The 1978-nt window shown below is 35.7% G+C and carries 1 protein-coding gene and 1 pseudogene; both read left to right on the top strand.

The features are described from left to right. Nucleotides 1-123: pseudogene (locus WB217_RS05960) on the top strand (Zn-dependent hydrolase); the annotation flags it as partial. 905 nt (nt 124-1028) lie between these two features. Continuing rightward, nucleotides 1029-1820, top strand: a complete 792-nt coding sequence (locus tag WB217_RS05955; RefSeq protein WP_423991582.1) for a putative protein N(5)-glutamine methyltransferase — start codon at nt 1029-1031, stop codon at nt 1818-1820. Nucleotides 1821-1978 lie beyond the last annotated feature (158 nt).

The raw sequence follows: 1978 nt of genomic DNA, 5'->3' as shown, positions 1-1978 counted from the left end.
ATCTTCGTCCGCTGCAAAGACGGAATCAGTCACAATCCAGCAGAATTCTCCACCATTGACGACATATCCTTAGGAACCGAGCTGCTATACCGGACAACAGTGAAAATGGCAGAAAAATCATAAATGTATATATTTTAGCACTTTAAAGCGGTGGGGGTCTGACCCCCACCGCTTTAAAGTGTTAAGGCAAAAGGAAGGGGACGGCCATTTTAATTGGTATTTTCCAGATATGATATATGTTAATTAAAGTGAGTTCTCAGGTATGTGAGGGGGCTTTCTTTCATTGACTCTTATTTTTGATCAGTACGTTTAACCTTTAAGTGTTGGAAGGGTTAATCCATTTTTTGAAGAAATTAATATATATGATAAAACAGCCTGCTAACTCATATTATAAAAAATTAATAGTTAATAAAACTGGAGTAAACGGAAAGGAAGTGAGAAGTTTTAGTAATGGATAGATTAATTGAATTCTTATTTAACGCTAATAAATACCGAAAAATAAAAACGGCTCTAACTTTCATCTATATTTTGATAATATTCATTGTTAACGAGAATCGTGCCGCTACTGTTAAACAAATGTATCTGTTCTTTTTAATTATATTGATTCTACTTTTAGTTAATATGCTTTTAAAAATATTTTGGTATAACAGAAAAAAGAGGGTCACTACAGGCAAAAAGGATTGGATTGAGGCTTATGTAATTCTGGTGTTATTTGTGGTTATATTCAGTCGTTATCTTCTACTATAGGATCTATTTGACAGAATTCACTCTTTGTAATAGTGAAAATACTTCTGTTGAACGACAGCATATTGAGGAAATTATTTCTCGGGAAAGCGCAGGATTTGACTTTATTTTTACAAAGTGTCGGACTTTGAAACTTACTGACGAATGCAGCAGTGTACATAGGCAAATATATTTCAACAATTGGGTGCTTTGATCAGAGTTAAGAAGGACATATATATTATTTCTAGAATAAAAAAGGTAATTAAATTGTGATTAAGGAAGCGGTGAAACTCATAGGACAAAAAATGAATATATTTCTAGATAGTAAAACTGAAAAAAGTTTAATCAACCGACTACGGAGCGCGGGTTGTGTCTTTGCTGAAGAAGAAACACAATTACTTATCGCTGAGGCTAAAAGTATTGAGGAACTATTGAATTTGATAGAAAAACGAGTAAGTGGTTTTCCGCTTGAATACGTGCTTGGTTTTACAAAGTTTTGTGGTATACGGATAGAAATCGAACAGGGAGTTTTTATACCACGTAGACGCACGGAGTTTCTTGTTCAGCAAGCAAAAGTTTTAACTCGCCCATATGATGTTGTTTTGGATTTATGTTGTGGGTCTGGTGCGGTTGGTGCTGCAATTGCAACTGTTCGTAAAAAGATTTTATTACATTCCGTTGATATAGATCTCGTTGCTGTACGATGTGCTTCCACTAACATAACAAAGATTGGTGGTCAGGTTTATCAAGGTGACTTATATGCTGCATTACCCCACTCATTGAGAGGTCAAGTGAACATCATAGTGGCTAACGCACCGTACGTTCCTACTGACTCAGTAGAACTCCTTCCACGAGAGGCACGTTTATATGAACCAAAAGTGGCACTTGACGGAGGAAAGGATGGACTAGACCTTCATCGTAAGGTAGCGGAAAAGGCTCTCTGCTGGCTTGCTTCTGGGGGGCACCTATTGATAGAGACGAGCGAAATGCAAGGAGCCCAAACCTTTGAAATCTTTGTTAAAGCTGGACTTATTACCAAAATAGTTAGAGATGAGGAATTGAATGCAACAATTGTTATTGGAACAAAATCTGGCTAAGAGTAACTACAAAATAAATTCTTTTATTCAGCAAAGAGGTGCGTTGATCCATGAAGGATTAACGGCTTATTTGCTGAATTTCTTATTGAATAAACAAAGCAGGATAGTTTAAGAAGAAATTAGAGAATTTAATACAAAAAAATAACGAAATGAGGAAT

Origin of the sequence: Mesobacillus sp., assembly GCF_049588175.1 — a bacterium.
In the GTDB taxonomy this organism is placed as follows: Bacteria; Bacillota; Bacilli; order Bacillales; family Cytobacillaceae; genus Mesobacillus.
The sequence above is the reverse complement of the archived record's forward strand: the minus strand, read 5'-3'. Positions and strand labels throughout refer to the sequence as shown.